Annotated in this window: 20 protein-coding genes and 1 pseudogene; 13 read left to right on the top strand and 8 right to left on the bottom strand. The window is 74.6% G+C overall.

Annotated elements, in window-relative coordinates; genetic code table 11:
* The first annotated feature begins 44 nt into the window (after nucleotides 1-44).
* Nucleotides 45-1,109 carry an MBL fold metallo-hydrolase gene (locus ACFCY7_RS01010; protein ID WP_376480319.1) on the top strand — a complete coding sequence of 355 codons (1,065 nt, stop codon included), beginning with the start codon at nucleotides 45-47 and terminating at the stop codon, nucleotides 1,107-1,109.
* Nucleotides 1,110-1,283: 174 nt separating this feature from the next.
* Here ACFCY7_RS01010 and ACFCY7_RS01005 read toward each other — a convergent pair.
* Both ACFCY7_RS01005 and ACFCY7_RS01000 read right to left on the bottom strand, forming a co-directional pair.
* A pseudogene (locus ACFCY7_RS01005) lies at nucleotides 1,284-1,883 on the bottom strand (DedA family protein); the annotation flags it as partial.
* Nucleotides 1,884-1,900: 17 nt separating this feature from the next.
* Nucleotides 1,901-2,680 carry an MBL fold metallo-hydrolase gene (locus ACFCY7_RS01000; RefSeq protein WP_376480318.1) on the bottom strand — a complete coding sequence of 260 codons (780 nt, stop codon included), beginning with the start codon at nucleotides 2,678-2,680 and terminating at the stop codon, nucleotides 1,901-1,903.
* Between the two features lie 136 nt (nucleotides 2,681-2,816).
* Here ACFCY7_RS01000 and ACFCY7_RS00995 point away from each other — a divergent pair, with 136 nt between their 5' ends.
* From ACFCY7_RS00995 to ACFCY7_RS00975, 5 genes are all read left to right on the top strand, one after another.
* Nucleotides 2,817-3,221 carry a hypothetical protein gene (locus ACFCY7_RS00995; protein ID WP_376480317.1) on the top strand — a complete coding sequence of 135 codons (405 nt, stop codon included), beginning with the start codon at nucleotides 2,817-2,819 and terminating at the stop codon, nucleotides 3,219-3,221.
* A gap of 209 nt (nucleotides 3,222-3,430) precedes the next feature.
* Nucleotides 3,431-5,572: a phage holin family protein gene (locus ACFCY7_RS00990; protein ID WP_376480316.1), complete on the top strand. Its 2,142-nt coding sequence runs from the start codon at nucleotides 3,431-3,433 to the stop codon at nucleotides 5,570-5,572.
* A gap of 264 nt (nucleotides 5,573-5,836) precedes the next feature.
* Entirely contained in the window at nucleotides 5,837-6,547 is a 711-nt protein-coding gene (locus ACFCY7_RS00985) for a hypothetical protein (protein WP_376480315.1), read from the top strand.
* 22 nt (nucleotides 6,548-6,569) lie between these two features.
* The gene (locus ACFCY7_RS00980; protein ID WP_376480314.1) at nucleotides 6,570-7,574 is read left to right on the top strand and encodes a hypothetical protein; all 1,005 of its coding nucleotides are present in this window, start codon (nucleotides 6,570-6,572) and stop codon (nucleotides 7,572-7,574) included.
* Between the two features lie 594 nt (nucleotides 7,575-8,168).
* On the top strand, nucleotides 8,169-8,381 hold the full coding sequence (locus tag ACFCY7_RS00975; protein ID WP_376480313.1) for a hypothetical protein: 213 nt from the start codon (nucleotides 8,169-8,171) through the stop codon (nucleotides 8,379-8,381).
* Between the two features lie 62 nt (nucleotides 8,382-8,443).
* Here ACFCY7_RS00975 and ACFCY7_RS00970 read toward each other — a convergent pair whose 3' ends face one another.
* Complete coding sequence (locus tag ACFCY7_RS00970) at nucleotides 8,444-9,652, bottom strand: low temperature requirement protein A (RefSeq protein ID WP_376480312.1); 1,209 nt, start codon at nucleotides 9,650-9,652, stop codon at nucleotides 8,444-8,446.
* A gap of 298 nt (nucleotides 9,653-9,950) precedes the next feature.
* Here ACFCY7_RS00970 and ACFCY7_RS00965 point away from each other — a divergent pair, with 298 nt between their 5' ends.
* Nucleotides 9,951-10,367 (top strand): hypothetical protein, encoded by a 417-nt coding sequence (locus ACFCY7_RS00965; protein ID WP_376480311.1) that lies wholly within the window; start codon nucleotides 9,951-9,953, stop codon nucleotides 10,365-10,367.
* Here the strand turns inward: ACFCY7_RS00965 and ACFCY7_RS00960 are convergent.
* A complete protein-coding gene (locus tag ACFCY7_RS00960; protein WP_376480310.1) occupies nucleotides 10,357-11,163 on the bottom strand; it encodes a helix-turn-helix domain-containing protein in 807 nt (268 codons plus the stop codon). The genes ACFCY7_RS00965 and ACFCY7_RS00960 overlap by 11 nt on opposite strands.
* A 99-nt stretch (nucleotides 11,164-11,262) precedes the next feature.
* On the opposite strand from ACFCY7_RS00960, the gene ACFCY7_RS00955 reads away from it, so the two are divergent.
* Nucleotides 11,263-11,568, top strand: coding sequence for a 4a-hydroxytetrahydrobiopterin dehydratase (locus ACFCY7_RS00955; RefSeq protein WP_376480309.1), 306 nt, complete (start codon nucleotides 11,263-11,265; stop codon nucleotides 11,566-11,568).
* 35 nt (nucleotides 11,569-11,603) lie between these two features.
* Complete coding sequence (locus ACFCY7_RS00950; RefSeq protein ID WP_376480308.1) at nucleotides 11,604-12,350, top strand: methyltransferase domain-containing protein; 747 nt, start codon at nucleotides 11,604-11,606, stop codon at nucleotides 12,348-12,350.
* A 52-nt stretch (nucleotides 12,351-12,402) separates the two neighbouring features.
* Here ACFCY7_RS00950 and ACFCY7_RS00945 read toward each other — a convergent pair whose 3' ends face one another.
* Nucleotides 12,403-12,876, bottom strand: coding sequence for a hypothetical protein (locus ACFCY7_RS00945; RefSeq protein WP_376480307.1), 474 nt, complete (start codon nucleotides 12,874-12,876; stop codon nucleotides 12,403-12,405).
* Nucleotides 12,873-13,358 carry a hypothetical protein gene (locus tag ACFCY7_RS00940; RefSeq protein ID WP_376480306.1) on the bottom strand — a complete coding sequence of 162 codons (486 nt, stop codon included), beginning with the start codon at nucleotides 13,356-13,358 and terminating at the stop codon, nucleotides 12,873-12,875. Before ACFCY7_RS00940 ends, ACFCY7_RS00945 begins: the two co-directional genes overlap by 4 nt.
* Nucleotides 13,359-13,397: 39 nt before the next feature.
* On the opposite strand from ACFCY7_RS00940, the gene ACFCY7_RS00935 reads away from it, so the two are divergent.
* The gene (locus ACFCY7_RS00935) at nucleotides 13,398-14,348 is read left to right on the top strand and encodes a helix-turn-helix transcriptional regulator (protein ID WP_376480305.1); all 951 of its coding nucleotides are present in this window, start codon (nucleotides 13,398-13,400) and stop codon (nucleotides 14,346-14,348) included.
* 69 nt (nucleotides 14,349-14,417) lie between these two features.
* Here the strand turns inward: ACFCY7_RS00935 and ACFCY7_RS00930 are convergent, their stop codons facing one another.
* Complete coding sequence (locus tag ACFCY7_RS00930; protein ID WP_376480304.1) at nucleotides 14,418-15,281, bottom strand: NmrA family transcriptional regulator; 864 nt, start codon at nucleotides 15,279-15,281, stop codon at nucleotides 14,418-14,420.
* A gap of 100 nt (nucleotides 15,282-15,381) precedes the next feature.
* On the opposite strand from ACFCY7_RS00930, the gene ACFCY7_RS00925 reads away from it, so the two are divergent.
* Together ACFCY7_RS00925 and ACFCY7_RS00920 are read left to right on the top strand one after the other, a co-directional pair.
* Nucleotides 15,382-16,317, top strand: a complete 936-nt coding sequence (locus ACFCY7_RS00925; protein WP_376480303.1) for an AraC family transcriptional regulator — start codon at nucleotides 15,382-15,384, stop codon at nucleotides 16,315-16,317.
* A gap of 76 nt (nucleotides 16,318-16,393) precedes the next feature.
* Nucleotides 16,394-17,410, top strand: coding sequence for a class I SAM-dependent methyltransferase (locus ACFCY7_RS00920; RefSeq protein WP_376480302.1), 1,017 nt, complete (start codon nucleotides 16,394-16,396; stop codon nucleotides 17,408-17,410).
* Between the two features lie 18 nt (nucleotides 17,411-17,428).
* Here the strand turns inward: ACFCY7_RS00920 and ACFCY7_RS00915 are convergent, their stop codons facing one another.
* Nucleotides 17,429-17,893: an RICIN domain-containing protein gene (locus tag ACFCY7_RS00915; RefSeq protein WP_376480301.1), complete on the bottom strand. Its 465-nt coding sequence runs from the start codon at nucleotides 17,891-17,893 to the stop codon at nucleotides 17,429-17,431.
* Between the two features lie 130 nt (nucleotides 17,894-18,023).
* Between ACFCY7_RS00915 and ACFCY7_RS00910 the strand changes: the two genes are divergently transcribed.
* Nucleotides 18,024-19,295 (top strand): SUKH-4 family immunity protein, encoded by a 1,272-nt coding sequence (locus tag ACFCY7_RS00910; protein ID WP_376480300.1) that lies wholly within the window; start codon nucleotides 18,024-18,026, stop codon nucleotides 19,293-19,295.
* The last annotated feature ends 88 nt before the right edge of the window (nucleotides 19,296-19,383 follow it).

Genomic DNA, 19,383 nt, shown 5'->3' with positions numbered 1-19,383 from the left:
CACCGGCGGCGCCCCGCCCGAGCCGCGCAGAACGGAGCCCGCAGATGACCGAACGGACGGCACATCCCGCCCGGGCCGCACAGTCCGCGCCCCACCCCGATCCCGGCAAGGCTCCCGCCACCGCACCCGCTCCGGCCCCCACCCCGGTGCTCCAGCCCGTCGGCCGGCTGCGCCACGACTGGCCCCGCACCTTCGTCGACCGGCTCACCGCGCCCCTCCCCGGCGTCCGCGCCCTCGCCCGCCTCGCCCGCGAAGGCGCCGTACGCCCCCGCCCCGAAGGGCTCCGCGACATCCCCCTGCTGCCGTTCGAACCCGGCCCGCTGCCGCCCGCGGGCCCCGACACGCTCGCCGTCACCTGGGCGGGGCACGCCAGCTGGGTCCTGCGCATCGGCGGGCTCACCGTCCTCACCGACCCGGTCTGGTCCCGGCGCATCTTCGGCACCCCGGCCCGGCTCACCCCCGTCGGCGTCCGCTGGGAGGACCTGCCGGCCGTCGACGCGGTCGTCATCAGCCACAACCACTTCGACCACCTCGACGCTCCCACCCTCAGACGGCTGCCCCGCCACACCCCGGTCTTCGTCCCCGCCGGACTCGGCCGCTGGTTCGCCCGCCGGGGGTTCCACCGCGTCACCGAGCTCGACTGGTGGGAAGCGGCCGAACTCGACGGCGTCCGCTTCGACTTCGTCCCGGCCCACCACTGGTCCAAGCGCACCCTCCTGGACACCTGCCGCTCCCTGTGGGGCGGCTGGGTGCTCACCGACCGCTCCGGGCGCCGCGTCCACTTCGCCGGCGACACCGGATACGGACACTGGTTCGCCGAGATCGGCCGCCGCTACCCCGGGATCGACCTGGCCCTGCTCCCCATCGGCGCGTACGACCCGCGCTGGTGGCTCAGCGACGTCCACACCGACCCCGAGGAGGCGGTCCGCGCCCACCAGGACCTCGGCGCACGCCGGATGGCCCCCATGCACTGGGCGACCTTCGTCCTCTCCTCCGAACCCGTCCTCGAACCCCTCACCCGCGTCAGGGCCGCCTGGGAGAAGGCCGGGCTGCCCCGCGAGGAGCTCTGGGACCTGCCGGTCGGCGGCTCACGGGTGCTCGTGCCCTGAAAGGCCATTCCCGGAGACGCCATTCCCGGAGACGCCGTTCTCTGAGGCACCGTTCTCTGAGGCGCCGCCGTCGGCTGACACGCCGCCGCTTCCGGACGCACCGTTCCCGGGCGCGCCGCCGCTCTCCCCGGACCCGGTCCCCGGGGCCCGTACCCCTCCCGTCCGCCGTCCTCCGCGGAGCCGCCGCCACAGGCCGGGGACCGCGCTGACCAGCACCGTGAGGCCCACCGCCGCGACGACACCCTGCCAGGGCTCGGGGAAGAGCGAGCCGCCCAGGACGCCGATCAGCTGGTACGTCGCCGCCCACGCCAGACAGGCCGCCAGGTCACCCCGGGCGAACCGGCGCAGCGGCATCTCGGCGAGCAGGCAGGCCAGCATCACCGGGATCCGGCCCGCGGGCACCAGACGGGACAGCACGAGCACCGACACCTGATGAGTCTCCAGCCGCTCCTGCGCCTGGGAGAGCCGCTCGGGGGTGACCCGGCCGCGCAGCGCGGCGAGCCACCGCGAACCGTTGCGGGAACGGACCCCGCGCTGCCCCAGCCAGTACAGCGCCGTGTCGCCGAGCCACGCCGCGAAGGCCGCCACCAGGAAGACGATGAGCAGCGCCGTCGGCGAGCTCTGGTGGAAGGCGACCACCGCCGCCGAGCTGACGATCGCACCCGTCGGCACGATCGGCACCAGCGCGCCCAGCGCCACGAGCAGGAACAGCGACGGGTAGCCGACGGCCTGCTGCGTCGACTCCGGCGGCAGCTCCCGTACCGCCGTGACCACACCGGTGAACCCACCGATCACCGGGCTACCTCCGGCCGCACCCGCTCGCCGTGGCCCAGCAGGTGCACCACCACCTTCGGGGCGAGCCGCGCCGCGTGCCGGACGAACTCGTCCCCCGGGGCGTGGAACTCGTGCGGCCGGACGCCGTCGAGCCCGATCGGCCAGTACGTGCCGTAGTGCACCGGCACCGCCGCCGCGGGGGAGAGCGCGGCGAGCGCCTCGGCCGCCCGGCCCGCGTCGAGGTGGCCGTGCCCCAGGTACGGACCCCAGCCGCCGACCGGCAGCAGGGCCACGTCCACCGGCCCGACCGCCTCCGCCATGCCGTCGAACAGCCCGGTGTCCCCGGCGAAGTACGTCCGCGCCTCGCCCTCGACGACGTACCCGAGCGCAGGGGCCCGGTGCGGCCCGACCGGCAGGCGCCGCCCGTCGTGGAGCGCCGGCACGGCCCGTACGGTCACGCCCTCCACCGTCACCGTGTCGCCCGGCTCCACCTCCGTCAGCCGCAGCCCGTTGCCGTCGAGCCTGCGCAGGCCCGGCACCGCGGCGGGCGCGCCGCGCGGCACGATGATCCGCGTCCCGGGCGGGAGCAGGGCGAGCGAGGGCAGATGGAGGTGGTCGGCGTGCAGGTGCGAGACGAGGACGGCCTCGGCGCGGGCGGCCTCCGGCGGCGGCAGGGCGCCGCGCCGCCGCCGCAGATGGGCGAGGCGGCGGGTGAACAGCGGGTCGGTGAGGAAGCGGACCCCGGAGTCCTCGACCGTGCAGGTCGCGTGACCCCACCAGGTGACCTCCACCGGCATGCCGCCTTCCGTCCTCGGGTGCCCCGGCCGCGGCGCCCGATGTCCGCGGCCGTTCCGTAACTCCGTAACGAGGGTAAATGTCCGGAGCGTGCTCCGGAGGATGTTCGGCCGTGCCGTTCCCCAGTAGGGTCGGTCCATGGACGACGTTCGGGTGGCGGCGATCGCCAGCCTCACCCCGCTCGAAGAGCTGGACAGCGACCCCTTCCTTGTCGACACGCGCTCCCAGCACGCGATCTGCGCCCGCTGGGCCGACGACAGGGGGTACGTGATCGCCCGCCAGCTGCTGTTCTACGGCATCAGGCCCGACCACGAGGCACTGTGGGTGGACGTGGAGGCGGGTGCGGTCGACCTCTTCGTCGCCGCCAACGAGCGCGTCCTCGCCCGCGCGCTCACCTCCGTCCCCGGCTTCCGCGCCGAGTGCGAGCGCCGCGGGGTCCGCGTCGAGACCGTCCGCCCCGACGAACCGGCCTACGACGCCGCCGCCAAGGCCGGCGTCCACCGCCGCCTCTCCATGCCGACCGCGGGCTACGACGGCACCTGACGGGTCCGATCCGGTCCGGCAGGGCGCCTCGGCATCCGGCGGGTCCGATCCGGTCCGGCACGGCGCCACCCGACGTGGTCCGGTCCGGCACGGCGCCTCGGCGCGGCCGACCTGACACACCCGGGGTGCCGGCCGTCACCCGTTCGCCGACCCGGACGTGGGCGTTGTGCCACGCTTGGGGCAGGAAACGGGCGAAAGGTGAAGCGGGCGTGGGTGACGGGCGATGGGGTGGCGCCGACCGCTGGCGGTCCGCGGGCAGGACGGTGACGCGGGTGGTCGCGGTGTGGGCGGTGTCCACACTCACCATGCTCGTCCTGGCCGGGCTGCTGCCCGACTTCCAGCTGCAGTCCGCCGACGGCGACAGCTTCACGAGGACGGCCCTCACCGCCGCCACCGCCGCGGGCGCGTTCGGTCTGCTCGGGGCGCTGGTCTGGCCGCTGCTCGTCCGGGCCCTGCTGCTCGTCCCGGCCCTCGTCCTCGGCCTGCTCGTCTTCTTCCTCAACGGCTCGCTGCTGATCGTCGCGCTGTGGCTGATCCCCGACGGGCGCGGCGCCGCCGACCCCGAGACCGCCGTCGTGGTCGCCGCCGTCATGTCCGCCGTCGCCTCCGCCACGGCCACGGCCCTGGCCGTGCGCGACGACGACGCCTACAGCCGCCGCCTGTACCGGCTCACCGGCCGCACCCGGCCCCGCGACCCCGGCGACGCCCCGGAGGCCGTCCCCGGGACGGTCTTCCTCCAGCTCGACGGCGTCGGCCACCACGTGCTGCGCGGCGCCGTCGCCGACGGCCTCATGCCGACCGTCGCGGGCTGGTTGGACACCGGCCACCGGCTCACCCCCTGGCGCACCGACTGGTCGAGCCAGACCGGTGCCAGCCAGCTCGGCATCCTGCACGGCAGCAACGAGGACGTGCCCGCCTTCCGCTGGTACGAGAAGGACACCGGCCGCGTCATGGTGTCGAACCGGCCGGCCAGTGCCGTGGAGCTCCAGCGCCGGGCCGTGCGCCGCACCGGCGACGGCGGGCTGCTCACCGTCGACGGCGCGTCCCGCGGCAACCTCTTCAGCGGCGGCGCCGACCAGCTCGCGCTCGTCCTCTCGATGGCCGCCCGGCGCGGTCGGCGCAACCGCTCCCGGGCCGGCTACTTCGCCTACTTCGCCGACCCGGCCAACGCCGTCCGCACCGCCGGATCGCTCGTCACCGAGTGCGTCCGCGAGATGTTCCAGTCGACCCGGGCCCGGCTGCGCCGCGAGACCCCGCGCGTCTCGCGCGGCGGCACGTACCCCTTCGTCCGCGCCTTCGCGACGGTCGTCGAGCGGGACGTCGTCGTCTCCGCCGTGATGGGCGACATGCTGGCCGGGCGGACCGCCGTCTACGCCGACCTCGTCGCCTACGACGAGGTGGCGCACCACTCGGGCCCGCACGGCCGCGACACCGACCAGGTCCTGCGCCGCCTCGACCGCGCCATCGGGCTCATCGCCACCGTCGCCGAGCACGCCCCGCGGCCGTACCGCATCGTCCTCCTCTCCGACCACGGCCAGAGCCCCGGCGAGACCTTCGAAGGGGCGTACGGGCTGACCCTCAAGGACCTCGTACGGGCCGGGTGCGGGCTTCCGGTGTCGCGCCGGGTGCGCCGCACCCGCAGCGGTTCGGAGGCGCGGGACGCCGCCAGGGACGCGCTGCGCAGCGCGCTCCACCGGCCGGTCGACGACTCGGGCGAGGAGGCCCGCGAACTGCCCGCCAAGCTCTCGGAGCCGCTCGTCCTCGCCTCCGGCAACCTCGGCCTCGTCTCCTTCCCCGACGTGCCCCACCGCATGACCCGCGAGGAGATCGACCGGCGCCACCCCGCGCTCCTCCGCACCCTCGCCCACCACCCCGGCGTCGGCTTCCTCCTCGTCGCGAGCGCCGAGCACGGTTCGGTCGTGCTCTCCCGCGACGGCGCCGAAGTGCCCGTCGCGGAGCTGACCGACACGGGCCCCCTCGCCGTGTTCGGCCGCGGCGCGGCCGACGCCGTCCGGCGCACCGACGGTTTCCCCCACGTCGCCGACATCATGGTCAACTCGATGTACGACCCCGCGACCGGCGCTGTCCACGCCTTCGAGGAACAGATCGGCTCCCACGGCGGCCTCGGCGGCGAGCAGTCCCACCCCTTCCTCCTCTCCCCTCCCGACCTCTCGCCACCCGTCGGCGCGGGGGAGGAGCTGGTCGGCGCGGAACGTGTGCACCGTGTCCTGCGGCGCTGGCTGCGCGAGTCGTCGGGTCCGCAGGTGCCGCTGGAGATTTCCTCCTCCGCGCGGGAAGGGGAAGGGGCTCTGCCGGTCGACGAGTCGGTCACGCCGGACAAAACCCCTTGATTCCAGAGCCCGTTCGCCGGTCGCCCCCGCCTCGTCCACGACACCGGACACGCTCTCACGCCCCGACGCACGGGCCGAAGCGCCGACTTGCGACCCGCTTTTGCCGGGAACAGACTGATGAGGTAGGCGCGGCGCGCCGTCTGGTACCGAGCCCAGGACACGCCTCCGGGCCTCTCGGTCCCAGCTCCCCTCCCGTAGGCACTCTGCGTTCGCGCCACGGTCGCATTCATCACCCGGGGTGACCGGAGCCAGGAGCTGATGACGGTGAACCAGAATGCCCGTGACCCTTACGCGTCCTTCGAGACGCTGCTGCTGCAAGCCAGTCCCGAGGCCGCTCTGACGCATGAAATCGGCCTCCAGCTCAAGGAGTTGCTGCCTCTCGCCAGCCTCGACGACCTGGAGAAGAAGGTGGACGGCGGGCGTCTGACCATCGGCGGGGAACACCTGGATGTGAGCTCCCTCAGGCCCTACGTACCGGAGCAGCTGTTCCCGGTGACCGATGAGGGCGATCTCGCCGTCAAGCTCACCGCGGCCGTCCACACCGCGCTGCGGGAGGCCGGGACGCCCGGCCGGGGGAACGCGCTCCGCGCCGACCCGGTCCGCACGGAGCTCGCCCGCACGGCCGCCAGGATCGCCGGTGCCGAGAGCAGCGCCGGGTACTTCGGCGACGGCACGATCCTCGGCGGCGAGTCCGCGCAGGTCACGGAAGAGGGCGGGTTCTCGGACTGGCTCGTCACGCTCCGGCTGGGGGACTGCGTGACCGGTGCGCCGCTGCCGTGGTCCTGGATCACCGACGGGATCAACACCTACCTGTTCGGCTGGGACGCCCAGTTCCACGCCGTCGTCCCCGGCGGATGGGAGGGGTACGGCGTCCGCATCATGCGCGAGGGATACCTCAACCTGTACGTCGTGCTGGTCAGGTCGACCATGGAGGGCACGACGCAGGACCTCTGTCTGACCCCCGCTACGGGATAGCAGGGACGAAGGAGTCGACATCATGGGTCTGCGGTTGACAGTGGACATGTTCTCGGGGCGGCCGAATCCCACCTGGGAGGTCACCGATCCCGACCGGGTGCGCGAGCTGGTGGCCCTCCTGGGTGCAGAGCGCGACGCCCTCGCCGAGCTGGACAGCGGCCACACCGGCCTCGGCTTCCGCGGTCTGCGGGTGGACCTGGTCGACGGCCTCGGCACCGAGGGCGTCGCACTCGGGGACCTTCCCCGGAGCTTCAAACTCGGAGGAGGCGGGGCCAAGGACGCGCTCGGCGGAGCGGAACTGGCCGACCGGCTCCTCGGGACGATCCCGTACGACCTCGGGGAGGGAGGCGGGGTCGCGGTGGGATCGACGGAGTACGCGGACGGGGTCCGGGAGACCGCGCAGGCGGAGATCGCGCGAGCCATCGGCAACGGGCCGGACACGGCGACGCAGCACGCGCCGCCCGGAGAGACGGCGAGCACGGGCCTGAGCGAGAAGCTGCTGGAGCAGCTGAGCGTCCTCCGTGAGAGAGCGGTGTCCTGTCCCTATGACAGCGCGCCCTTCGACCCGGCGTTCTGGAACCAGCCGACGGTCGAGCCGTACAACAACTGCTACGCGTACGCGGTCGGCCTTCCGGTCAACAGGTTCGCACGGCCGGGCCGTGCGCACGGATACGAGATTCCCCTGGCGACCGTGTACGGCTACCAGGTCGCCGTCGGGCTCTACAAAGACGGGCTTTCGCTGTACGGCTACCCCTGCCGCACCGGGAGCATGCGGCTCATCGTGGCCCTGTACACGGGCCGCTTCGCACCCACGCCCGCCTTTCCGCAGGGCATGCGGGACTTCCACTTCTACCGCTGGCACGCCGAGGGGCACTGGTCGCACAAGTATGCGGGCAACGCGGCGCGCAGGACGGACGCGGCGGGACAGCTCATCACCAACCTGGCCACGATGAACCCCGGCACGGTCTACACGGAGCCCTTCCCCGACGGGCTCTTCCAGTCCCACCACACGGTGACCATCGCCTGAGGGCACGCCGAGACGGCTCTCCCGCGGACCTGTCTTCCGCGGGTGTGCCTCCCGTGGAGCCGAGGGAAAGTCCTTACGCCGCTCGGGCGGATCTGGCGTTCGGCGCGCCTCCTTGAGGTGCTCGCGGGGCAGGACGGTTCACCGTGAGCCCCGTGCGACGGACGACCCGTGGGCCCGCCCGTGCGGCGGGTCGGCCGGTGCGTCCGGGATCGGCTCGGCACCGGTGGATCGTGCTGCTCATCGTCCTCGGCGCGCTGTTCGGCGCCGGTGCGGCGGGGGCGCTCGGCGGCGGGGGTGAACTCCGGCCCGCCGCGGCGGCCCCGGCGTCCGACGTCGGCGGGGAGACGCACGAACCGGCGGCCGGTGGGGTCTGGCTGCCCGGTCGGGCGCGACGGCACCGCAGGGGAGTCCGGCCGGCTTCCGGCAGGCGGCGCCCTCGCGGAGCCCGTAGGCCCTTCCGCGCTTCCGCCCCGACTCCCGTACCCGCCCCGCGCGGTGACGCCCTTCGGTGCGTGGTGATGCGCTGCTGAGAGGCCCGGAGGACCTCCCGGCAGTTCGTCCTGACATCACCCCCGCACCACGAGGAGCTTCGTCATGCCCGTCGACCCGTACGCCGTCCTCCAGGCCTTGCTGCGCGCCGAGGCGTCCCGCGCACAGCGCGCCGACAGCTCGGCACCCGAACCCGCCACGGGGACGGCCGCCCCCCGGTCGACCGCCCCCCGGTCGACCGCCACGCGGTCAGCCGCCACCCGGACGCCCGCCCCGGGGCCCGATCCGCGCCCGTCGCGGGAAGAGCCCGGCCGCTGATCCTGCGGCTCAGTGCCCGGCCGGGCGGCCGTCATCCGTCGTCGCCCGGCCTTGCTCGTGTCTCAGGCGGGTTCCGCCGCGCCGACCGGCGTCGGGGTGCGGCGGCCGTGCAGGCCGACGAGGCCGGCGGCGGCGACGGCGAGGAGGGTGAGGGCGAGGAGGGCGGGGACGAGACCGACGAGGGGTCCGGCGGCGAGGCAGCAGACGCCGCCGGTGGCGAGGGCGGTGGGGCGGCGGCCCGAGGTGCGGAGGACGATGGCGGCCGAGCCGAGGAGGAAGACGCCGACGCCGCCGGTGAGGGACCAGGCGACGACGCCGTGGAGGGGCTCGGCGAGACCGTAGTGGCCGGTGTCGGCGACCTGCTGCAGGACCTTCTTCATGCCGAGGGCGCAGAGGACGACACCGGCGACGAGCGGCAGGTGCAGGAAGGTGTACACGTCACGGGCGAAGCGGGTGCGGTCGTCGCCGTCGAGGGACGTGAGGCGGTGCTCGGCGGCCTCGCCGAGCTGCCGGAAGTACAGCCGCCACAGCCCGGCGGAGAGGAGCAGCCCGGCGGCCGAGGCGCCGAGCACGGCGTAGGTGAGGGGGAAGTCGCCGACGCCGACGCCCATCGCGACGATGGACTCGCCGAGGGCGATGATGACGATCAGGCCGTGGCGCTCGGCGAAGTGCCCGGGTGAGTTGACCCGCCAGCCGGACGAGCCGGTGACGTAGATGCCGCCGTAGTCGACGACCACCGCGCCCAGCCACAGCAGGAGTTGGACCCGGCCGCTGTACGCGCTCCCGATCAGCAGCAGCACCAGCGGGGGAGCGACCGACACCAGCGCCGTACGGCGCAGGGTGGCGCGCAGCGCGCGGTCGCCGGGGCTGGAGACCCAGTACGACGCGAGGTGCAGCAACCGCACGGACCCGTAGCAGAGCACGAACAGCAGCGGCGCCGGCAATCCGCCGGGCGCGTGCGTGAAGACCTCGGGCACGGCGAGCGAGACGATCAGCACGACGGCCATCACGGTCACGACCACCGCGAACAGCGCCCCGGAGTCGGCCCGTACGACGTTCCCCAGCCACGCGAAGCAGCACCAGCACCACCACAGCAGCGCGAGCACCACCATCCCGCCGACCACCCGCACCGGCGACGGCGCCGCCGCCATCAGCGCCGTGACCTGGGTGATCGCGTACACGAACACCAGGTCGAAGAAGAGCTCCGCCGGCGTCACCTTGTGATCGTCAGCGGTGGCCACCATCCGGGCCCGTTCCCTGTTCCACGCCATCTCTTCATCCCCCTCCGAAGCGACCTCTCTCGGCCACCCCGGCGCGAACAATACCCACGCCCCCGCCCCGCCGGCGCGCCGTCCGAACTCCGGCACCGCTGAAGGCATTACCCCCCGCATGGCATCCCGCTTTGCATCCCGCATCGCGTCCCGTATTGCCTCCGGCATTACCTCCGACGTAATCGACGCCCTCCGTGCCGGGCGGCATGCTCGTGGTCACCGGAACCCGGGCGGCGCACTCCGCTCGGGCTTCGGGACCACTACCAGCACGAACGTCCCCCATGGAGGGTGATCCGCCATGTCCCAGGCTCTGCTCGCCGGTCTCGCTCGCACGACCCGACCCGAGGTGGCGGTGCGCCGCTTCCTGGCGCTCGACGCGGTGGTGACGGGGGCGAACGGGATCGCGTACGTGGCCGCGTCCGGTCCGCTGGGGGAGCTCCTGGGGGTCGACGCGGGGCTGCTGTTCAAACTCGGGTTGTTCCTGACGGCGTTCGCCGCGGGGGTGGCGTGGCTGGCGAGCAGGCGGCGGCCGGCGGCGCTCGCGGTGAAGGCGGTCGTGGACGCCAACGTGGTGTGGGCGCTGCTGAGCGTCGTCGCCCTGGTGGCCTGGCTGGAGCCGACGACGGCGGGGCTGCTGTGGACGCCGATGCAGGCGGCCACCGTCGCCGGGTTCGCCGGGCTGCAGTGGGCGGCGCTGCGGGCGGCTAGTCGCTGAGCGACTGGAGGTACGCGACCGTTTCCGCGTCGGCCGGGAGGAAGGTCTCGATGGCCAGCTCGGCGACGGTCACGTCCATCGGGGTGTTGAACGTGGAGATCGACGACACGAAGGACAGCACCCGCCCGTCGTGCGCGATCCGCATCGGCAGCGCGAAGTAGGGGTACGGCTCCTCCTCCGGGGAGTCGTCGGCCTCGGCGCCGGGCGGCAGCGGGTAAGCGGCCACCTCCTCGTACAGCGCGCGCAGCGACTCGGATCGCGCCAGGCCGATCTGACGCTCCATCTGGGCGAGCAGGTGGTGCCGCCATTCGCGCAGGTTGAGGATCCGGGGGGCCAGGCCCTCCGGGTGGAGGGTGATCCGCATGGCGTTCAGCGGGGGAGCGAGCAGGTGCTCGGGGAGCCCGGCGAGGAGCAGGCCGATGCCCTGGTTGGCCGCCACGACCGTGTACGAGCCGTCCACCACGAGCGCCGGATACGGGTCGTAGCCCTGGAGCAGCCGCTCGATGCCCTCCCGCAGTGCCTCCAGGCGCGGGGCGTCGAGCGGCGACTCCGCGTAGCGGGGGGCGTATCCGGCGGCGAGCAGCAGGGCGTTGCGCTCCCGCATCGGCACGTCCAGGTGCTCGGCGAGCTTGAGGACCATCTCCTCGCTCGGCCGGGAGCGGCCGGTCTCGACGAAGGAGATGTGCCGAGCCGAGGAGTCCGCGCGCAGCGCCAGCTCCAGCTGGCTGAGTCTGCGCTGCTCGCGCCACCCGCGCAGCAGTGGCCCTACGCCCGTGTCGCTCACGACGGTTGTCATGGTCAGACGGTATCTCAGAGGGGGACCCGGGTAGGTTTCTTCCGGGGCCCCTGTCCGTCACCCCGTCACCCGCACCGCCCGACCGGAGGGAGCACCGCCGTGGCCACACAGCCGCTGTCGCAGAAGGAGATCGAGGACCGACTGCGGGAGCTCCCCGGCTGGTCCGTCGCCGACGACCGGCTCACCCGGACCTACCGGCTCGGGGACCACTTCGCCGCGACGGCCCTCGTCGTGCACGTGGCGCAGATCCAGCAGGAGCTGGACCACCACTCCGACCTCACGCTCGGCTACAACACGGTCGCCCTCTCCGTGAACACGCATTCCGCGGGCGGTGCCGTCACCGAGAAGGACTTCGAACTCGCCGAGCGCGTCGAGGGGATCGCCCCGGGCCACGGCGCGAACTGACCCTCCCGCGCCCCGGCGCTCGTAAGATCATCCGCATGGCTGAGACCGTGCTCGACTACGAGGCAGAGGCAGCGCACTACGACCGGACCCGGGGCGGCGTGCCCCGGGCCGAGGCCGCGGCGCGGGCCGTCCTGTCCCTGGTGCCGGCCGGTGCCCGCACCCTGCTCGACCTGGCCTGCGGCACCGGCCTCGTCACCGAGCGGCTCGCCAGGCCCGGCCTGAGCGTGTACGGGGCGGACGCCGCCCAGGCGATGCTGCGGGCCGCCGCCGGACGGGTCCCCGGCCGGACCGTGCGGGCCGACGCCCGGCGGCTGCCGCTGCCCGACGCCTCGGTGGACGCGGTCTCCGCCGTCTGGCTGCTGCACCTCGTCCCCTTCGCACCGGACATCGTCGCCGAGGCGGCCCGCGTGCTGAGGCCCGGCGGCGTCCTCGTCGCCACCGTCGACAAGGACGCCGCCCACGACGTCGGCAGCGACATCGACGAGGTCCTCCGCCCGCTCCGCTCGGCCGCACCGGCCTCCGACCGCACCGACCTCGTCACCGCGCACGCCGCCGCCCACGGTCTCGCCCCCGCGTCGGGTGCCCACTTCACCGGTCACGGCCAGGGCGCCACCCCGCGCGACACCGTGCGGAAGCTGCGCGCCGGCTACTTCGCCTCCTGGTTCGGCGGAGACCCCGCGACCACCGAGAACCTCGCCGCCGCCCTCGGCGCCCTCCCGGACCAGGACCGCCGCCGCCCCGCCCCCCGCTACCGCCTGGCGTCCTTCGTCAGGCGCGGCTGAGCCGTCACGCGCCGGCGGGGCCGAGCCGTCACCCGTCGGCGCGGCCGAGCCCTCATCCGTCGGCGCGGTCGAACTCCATCACCCAGTTCGTCACCCACCGGGCCCCGTCCCCGGGGCCGTCCGGCGCGAACGCCTGCTCCCAGCGGGCCGTGTCCGGGCCGATCCCGGACCAGCGGAACCGCACCCGGACCGGACGTCCCGCGTAGCTGTCCGTCCCCTCGAAGACACCCGTCCCGTCCTCGGCGAACCGACCCCTGACCGGCGGGTAGAGCGTTCCCGTACGGGTGTCGGACCAGTTCAGAGTCCACTCGCCGGTCTCCGGCTCGTACAGACGCAGCGTCAGGCCGCTGAACCCCTTCGACGGGAAGGCGATCTCGTCGACATGGGCGCGCCCGTCCCAGAACAGCCGGCCCGTGGTGTGCCCGTCGAACTCCTCCCAGCCGCTGTCCGGGTCGAGGAAGTCGGCGAGGCGCCGGTTGCGGACCGTCCACGCCCCGTCGAGGAAGTCGAAGCCGCCGTGCGTCACGAGCCCGCTCCCGTGTCCGTCGTGCCGGAGGGGAGCGCGTCCCCGAGGTAGGCGGCGAGGTCGGGGGTGTCCGGCGCGAGCATGTGCCGTATCCAGGCGTCCCGTTCGTGGCCGAGCGGTGCCAGTTCCCAGACGCAGCCGATCCAGGGGCGTTCGGTCGGGACGAAGTGCGCGGGGTCGGTGTCGGGGCAGTCGAGGGCGGGCTGGCCGGCGGCCGCGCCGCGGAAGTGGAGCACGTTGTCCCAGACCCAGCTGTACGTGTTGAGGTAGGCGCCGGTGTCGCCGCCGCGGTGCAGCACGACGAAGCCCGCGGCCGGAGTGCCGTCCGGCTCCGGGAGCAGCTCCGGCAGGAGGGCGTACGCGGCCCGCTCCACCTCGGGTTCGATGCCCGCGGGATCGGAGGTGACGTGGTAGCGCTTGAGCCGGCGCCCGGCGATCTCGACCGGCGGCAGGGTGAGGAGGTTCTTCTCTGCGAAAGCCATGGCTGGACCGTACGAGCCCTTCACTGACACCTTGTGTCAGTGAAGTCCAGCCGTCTCCTCTCGATCCTCCTGCTGCTCCAGACCGGCGGCCCGATGACCGCCGCCCGGCTCGCCGAGGAGCTCGGGGTGTCCGTCCGCACCGTCTACCGGGACGTCGAGGCGCTGCACGCCGCCGGCGTCCCGCTGTACGGGGACGCCGGGCACCGCGGCGGCTACCGGCTCCTGCCGGGACACCGCACCCGTCTCACCGGCCTCTTCGCGCCCGAGGCGGAGGCGCTGGTCCTGGCCGGCATGCCAGGGGCCGCCGAGGGGCTCGGGCTCGGACCGCACTTCGCCGACGCCCAGTTGAAGCTGCGCGCGGCCCTCCCGGCGGCGCTGCGCGAGCACGTCGACCGGCTGCGGGCCCGCTTCCTCATCGACGCCCCCGGCTGGTACGACGAGGGGGACGAGACCCCGTTCCTGCCGGAGGTCGCCGACGCCGTCCGCGCCGGCCGCGTCCTCGAGGTCCGCTACCGGCGCTGGAAGGAGCCGACCGACGTCGACCGGCGCCTGGAACCGTACGGTCTCGTGCTGAAGGCCGGCCGCTGGTACCTGATCGCCGGACCCGGGCCGCGCACCTACCGCGTCGACCAGGTCCTCGCGCTCACCGTCACCGACGACGAGGCCGTGATCCCGGCGGACTTCGACCTCGCCGCGCACTGGCGGGCGAGCCGGACCGACTTCCACCGGCGGCTCCACCAGGGCGAGGCCGTCGTACGGATCTCCGCGCGCGGCGCCGCCCGGCTCACCGGCGCCGCCGCCCGTGCCCTCGCCGCCACCGGCACCCCCGAACCGGACGGTTGGACCCGCGCCACCCTCCCCGTGGAGTCGCCGCGGCACGCGCACGACACCTTCCTGGGGCTCGGCGCGGACGTGGAGGTCCTCGCTCCGGAGGACCTCCGCGACAGCATCGCCGCGACCGTACGGACGCTGGCGGAGCGATACGGCTGAGGGGAGCTCCGCCCCGCCCGCCCGGCCCCCGCCCCCGGCCTGCCCCGTCCCCGCCCCCGGCCCGTCGTCTCAGGCGGTCGGCCCGCCCCACGCCTCCGTCGCGAAGTCGGCGAAGGAGCGCGGCTCGCGGCCCAGGATCCGCTTGACGCCGTCCGTCGCGTGGGCGTTGTGGCCGTCGAGGAGGGTGGCGAACAGGGCCGCGAGCCACTCCGCCTCGGGGGCCGGGAGGCCGAACCCGGCGAGCATCCCGGCGTAGTCGGCCTCGGACGCCGGCGCGTAGACCACCGGGCGGCCGGAGGCGCGGGAGATCTCCGCGGCGACCTCGGCGAAGGGCACGGGCCGGGGGCCGGTCACCTCGTGCACGCGCCCGGCGTGGCCGTCCGCCGTCAGGGTCTCGACGACGACGTCCGCGAGGTCGTCCGCGTCGATGAAGGGCTCGGCGGTGTCCCCGGCGGGGAAGACGACCGCGCCTTCGGCGACGCCCTCCGCGAGCAGCCCCTCCGAGAAGTTCTGCGCGAAGAACGAGGCCCGTACGACGGTCAGTTCGGCGCCGGAGGCCGCCGCGCGGAGGGACTCCTCCGCCAGGACCGCCTCCGGCTCCCCGCGCCCGGACAGGAGCGTGAGCCGCCGTACGCCGTTCTCCACGGCCAGCCGGCCGAAGGTCTCCATCGCCTCGACCGCGCCGGGGGCGGCCAGGTCGGGGTAGTAGGCCACGTAGGCGGCGTCCGCGCCCCGGAGCGCGGCGGCCCAGGTGTCCGGGGCCTCCCAGTCGAAGGGCGTCGCCCCGGTGCGGGACCCGGCGCGGACCGTGGCGCCGCGTGCCGCGAGGCGTTCGGCCACGCGCCGCCCGGTCTTGCCGGTGGCGCTGGTCACCAGGACCGTCGTGGCGCGGGTGGTCGATGCGGGCTGCGTCTGCTGCGTGTTCGTCGTCATGGCTCAAGACTCCCGCCCGCGGCCCCCGCAGCCCATGCTCCGCCGTCTCACGGGCCTACGCCTGCGTCTCACCCGCGCGCACGCTCTACCCTTGCCCACCATGGACGCACTCGCCGGACTCCTCGACGGTCCACGCGCCAAGGGCGCCTTCCTGCTGCGCATGATCATGGAACCGCCGTGGTCCGTGCGCATCGAGGACGAGGCCCCGATCTGCCTCATGTGCGTCACCGACGGCGAGGCCTGGATCGTCCCCGACGCCGGCGCTCCCGTCCTCCTGCGCCCCGGGGACATCGCCATCGCCCGCGGCCCGGAGCCGTACACGGTCGCCGACACCCCCGACGCGCCGCCGCGCGCCCGGATCGGACCCGACGGCACCTGCACCACCCTCAGCGGCGAGCCGCTCTCCCAGAGCATGCGGCTCGGTGTCCGCACGTGGGGCAACGCGCCGGACGGCAGCACGACGGTCCTCGTCGGCACGTACCTGATGGACGGCGAGGTCGGCCGCCGGCTGCTCGACGCCCTGCCGGGCCTCGTGCACCTGCCCGCCGACGTGTGGAACTGCCCCCTCATGCCGTTCCTCGACGAGGAGATCTCCCGCGACGAGCCCGGTCAGTCCGTCGTCCTCGACCGGGTCCTCGACCTGCTGCTCATCGCCGCCGTCCGCGCCTGGTTCGCCCGGCCCGGCGCGGAGGCGCCCGCCTGGTACCGCGCCATGGGCGACCCGGTCGTCGGCCGGGCGCTCCGGCTCCTCCAGAACGACCCCGCCCATCCGTGGACCGTCGCCTCGCTCGCCGCGAAGGCGGGCGTGTCCCGGGCCGCGCTCGCCCGCCGCTTCACGACCCTCGTCGGCGAGCCCCCGATGGCGTACCTCACCGGCTGGCGGATCGCGCTCGCCGCCGACCTGCTGCGCGAGCCGGACGCCACGGTCGAGTCCGTCGCCCGGCGGGTGGGCTACAGCGGCGCGTTCGCCCTGAGCGCCGCCTTCAAGCGGGTGCGGGGGATCAGCCCGCAGGAGCACCGGACCGCCAGGGAGTGACGGACACCGCCGGGTGCCGTTTGCCGGACCGGCAACATTTCTCGCGCTCCGCGCGGCCCCGACGCACCCTGGGCGCATGAGCCAGCATCGCGGATCCCACTCCGGCCACTCGCACGGCGAGGGCCACGGCACCCAGCACACCGAGACGCACGTCGACGGCACCGAGGCGCACACCGACGCCGCCGACCCGCACGGCGCCGGGCACTCCGGCGGCCACCGGCACGGCCACGGCGGCCACCACCACGACAGCACCCACCTCGACTGGGCCGAGCTGGCCCCGCTCCTGGAGCGGCAGGCCGAGGTCGCGGGCCCCGCGTACGCGGACGCGGCCGCATGGCTCGGCACGCTCGCCCCGGCACCGGGCGTCCGCCGGATCCTCGACGTCGGCAGCGGCCCGGGCGTCGTCACGAGCCTGCTCGCGCAGGCGTTCCCGGGCGCCGAGGCGGTGGCCGTCGACGGCAGCCCCGAACTCCTCGCCCGCGCCCGCTCCTACGCCGAGGCCCGCGGGCTCGGCGCCCGGGTCTCGACCCTGCACGCCGAACTCCCGGAGGGCATCGGCTCTTTGGGGAGCGCCGACATCATCTGGGCGGGCAACTCCATGCACCACATGGGAGATCAGGGGGCCGCGCTCGCGGCGTTCGCCGAACTGCTCAACCCGGGCGGCCTGATGGTCCTCGTCGAGGGCGGTCTGCCCCTGCGCCACCTGCCCTGGCACATCGGGATCGGCCGGCCGGGCCTGGAGGCCCGGCTCGACGCCGCCAACGCGGACTGGTTCGGCGAGATGCGCGCCGATCTTCCCGGGGCGAAGGACGAGCCGGACGACTGGCGGGCCCTCCTCGCCGGCGCCGGGCTCACCCCGGCCGGCACCCGCACCTTCCTCACCGACATCCCCGCGCCGGTGTCCCCGGTCGTACGGGAGCTGGCGGTCTCCCACTACACGCGTCTGCGGGACGGCTTCGGCGCCCGGCTCGACGCGGACGACAAGGCCACGCTCGACCGGCTCCTGGACCCGGCCGACCAGGCGTCGCTGCACCACCGCGGCGACCTGTTCCACCTCACGGCCCGCACGGTCCACACCGCCCGCAAGGGCTGACGGTCCTGACGCGACGGGTCAGGACACCGGCTCCAGCCGCCACCACTGGAACGGGGAGTCGGTGTCCTCCCACTGCCGGACGTCGCCGCCGTCCTCCATCGACCCGTCGGCGACCTCCAGGAACAGCCCGCTGACGAAGCTCACCAGGGCCACCGTCCCCGGCGACTGGAGGTCCTGCTCGATGATCCACTCCTGAGCGCCGAAGTTGTTCGCCGTCCACTGCTGGATGTTCGCGCCGTTCTCCGTGGACGCGTTCGCGACGTCGAGGCGCTTCCCGCTCGCCGCGTTCACCAGGTGGTGCAGTCCGCCGCCGTTCGGCACGGGCGCGATGTGCCAGTGCTGCCCGGGAGTTCCGTTCCCGGTGCCCTGCTGCACGTTGGCGCCGCTGCGCTTCGACCCCTGGTACACCTCCAGGAGCAGCCCGCTCGCCACGTTCCGCACCCGGTAGAGGCCCTCCTCCACGGGCTCCGGAGCACCGCTCACCGTACCGACTCCTTCACTTCGCCAGGCTGTTGGACGCGCGGCGCGCGGGCCGCGGGGCGGCCCCCGCCGGGCCGTCACCGACTCTACGTCGCGGGTACGACAACGGGCCGGGCCTGACACCATGGGGCCGGTGACCGATCCCGATCTCCGTTCCCTGCTCGACGACCCCGCGCGGGTCCTGCGCCACGACCGCGCCGAGCTCCGTACCCGCCTCGACGCCCTGCCGGAGGGCGACGGCGGGGTGGGCCGCGAGGTGTTCACCCAGGCAGAGGCCGTCTTCGGCGCCGCTCCCGTGACCGCCGCCGAGTTCGCCTCGTGGCTGCACTTCGCGGCGACCGTCCTCGGCCACCACGCGTACGCCGACCGGATCGCCGCCGCCGCACCGGGTCTGCCGTGGCGCACGGTGTGGGCGTGGTGGCGGCCGGTGGGCGCTTACGAGGCCGAGCCGAACCTCAGCGGCGACCGCTCCGCCGAGATGTACGAGGCCGACGGGCGGCCGCTGCTCAAGGTCTGGGCGCTGTGGTGCCCGGACACCTGGTTCGACCCGGCGACCGGACGGGTCCTCCCCGCCCCCGCCGGCGGCGCCGAGCCCCGGGACGACGTGGAGCCGGACGGGCCCTGGCTGTTCGACACCGACGAGGAGTCCTGGGCCCTGCACGCCCCCGACGGCTGGGAGGAGCCGATCCCGCTGGAGGACGGCCGCTACGTCTTCCTGGACGCGCGCGGGGTGGTCGTCGTCGAGCGGAACGCCGTGGCCCTCGCCGACTGGCCGACGGGCGGCGCCGACGCCTCGGAGCGGACACCGCCGGACGGCGGACCGTGGTTCCGTCCCGGCACGCGGGACACCGCGGGCCCCCTCACCGCGGCCCGGCTCGACGCGGTGCTCGGAGCCGCCGGGGTCGTCCGTGTCGCGGCGGACGACCTGCCCGCGGCACTCGTCCACGGGCCCACCCGCGTCCTGCTGGCCGAGGTCGGCCTGCCGCGCCACTGGGCGGCGGGCGTCACGTCGTTCGCGACGGCGGCCGCCTTCCTGGAACCCGGCCCGGAGGGCCTGCTGAGCGTCGGCTCGTTCGACCTCGGCTACTGCGACGACGGGGAGGTGTTCCTGGACCCGGTCACCGGCGCGGTCGGCATGCGGCAGCCGGACGGCAGCCACGGCCCCGGCGGCGACGCCGTCTTCCCGCTCGTCCGCGACCTGGACTCCTTCGTCCGGTTCCTGGAGGGCGTCCGCCGGTACATGGGCGCGTGCTGGGATCCGTACGAAGGGGAGGACGGCGTGAAGGCGTTCCTCCGCGCCATGGCGGAGGTGGACGCCGGGGCGCTGGCCGAGGACGCGCCCGGCGCGGAGGTGTGGGAGCACCTCTTCGCCTCGATCACCGAGTTGGGCGTCGACGGCTACTGAGCCCGGGGACGGACCACCGGGCCCGCCGTAGGCCGGTGCCGGGCCCGGCGCCCAGGGTCACCCGGCCCGGTGGCCACGGTCACCGGGC

The sequence above is a fragment of the Streptomyces sp. NPDC056361 genome (assembly GCF_042262805.1).
GTDB lineage: Bacteria > Actinomycetota > Actinomycetes > Streptomycetales > Streptomycetaceae > Streptomyces.
Note: the sequence above shows the minus strand (reverse complement) of the source record. Positions and strands in the feature narration are given on the sequence as shown.

Coding starts and splice junctions, on each gene's coding strand:
- ACFCY7_RS01010 (WP_376480319.1), top strand. CDS start 45: ATGACCGAACGGACGGCACATCCCGCCCGGGCCGCACAGTCCGCGCCC.
- ACFCY7_RS01000 (WP_376480318.1), bottom strand. CDS start 2,680: ATGCCGGTGGAGGTCACCTGGTGGGGTCACGCGACCTGCACGGTCGAG.
- ACFCY7_RS00995 (WP_376480317.1), top strand. CDS start 2,817: ATGGACGACGTTCGGGTGGCGGCGATCGCCAGCCTCACCCCGCTCGAA.
- ACFCY7_RS00980 (WP_376480314.1), top strand. CDS start 6,570: ATGGGTCTGCGGTTGACAGTGGACATGTTCTCGGGGCGGCCGAATCCC.
- ACFCY7_RS00975 (WP_376480313.1), top strand. CDS start 8,169: ATGCCCGTCGACCCGTACGCCGTCCTCCAGGCCTTGCTGCGCGCCGAG.
- ACFCY7_RS00970 (WP_376480312.1), bottom strand. CDS start 9,652: ATGGCGTGGAACAGGGAACGGGCCCGGATGGTGGCCACCGCTGACGAT.
- ACFCY7_RS00965 (WP_376480311.1), top strand. CDS start 9,951: ATGTCCCAGGCTCTGCTCGCCGGTCTCGCTCGCACGACCCGACCCGAG.
- ACFCY7_RS00960 (WP_376480310.1), bottom strand. CDS start 11,163: ATGACAACCGTCGTGAGCGACACGGGCGTAGGGCCACTGCTGCGCGGG.
- ACFCY7_RS00950 (WP_376480308.1), top strand. CDS start 11,604: ATGGCTGAGACCGTGCTCGACTACGAGGCAGAGGCAGCGCACTACGAC.
- ACFCY7_RS00940 (WP_376480306.1), bottom strand. CDS start 13,358: ATGGCTTTCGCAGAGAAGAACCTCCTCACCCTGCCGCCGGTCGAGATC.
- ACFCY7_RS00930 (WP_376480304.1), bottom strand. CDS start 15,281: ATGACGACGAACACGCAGCAGACGCAGCCCGCATCGACCACCCGCGCC.
- ACFCY7_RS00925 (WP_376480303.1), top strand. CDS start 15,382: ATGGACGCACTCGCCGGACTCCTCGACGGTCCACGCGCCAAGGGCGCC.
- ACFCY7_RS00920 (WP_376480302.1), top strand. CDS start 16,394: ATGAGCCAGCATCGCGGATCCCACTCCGGCCACTCGCACGGCGAGGGC.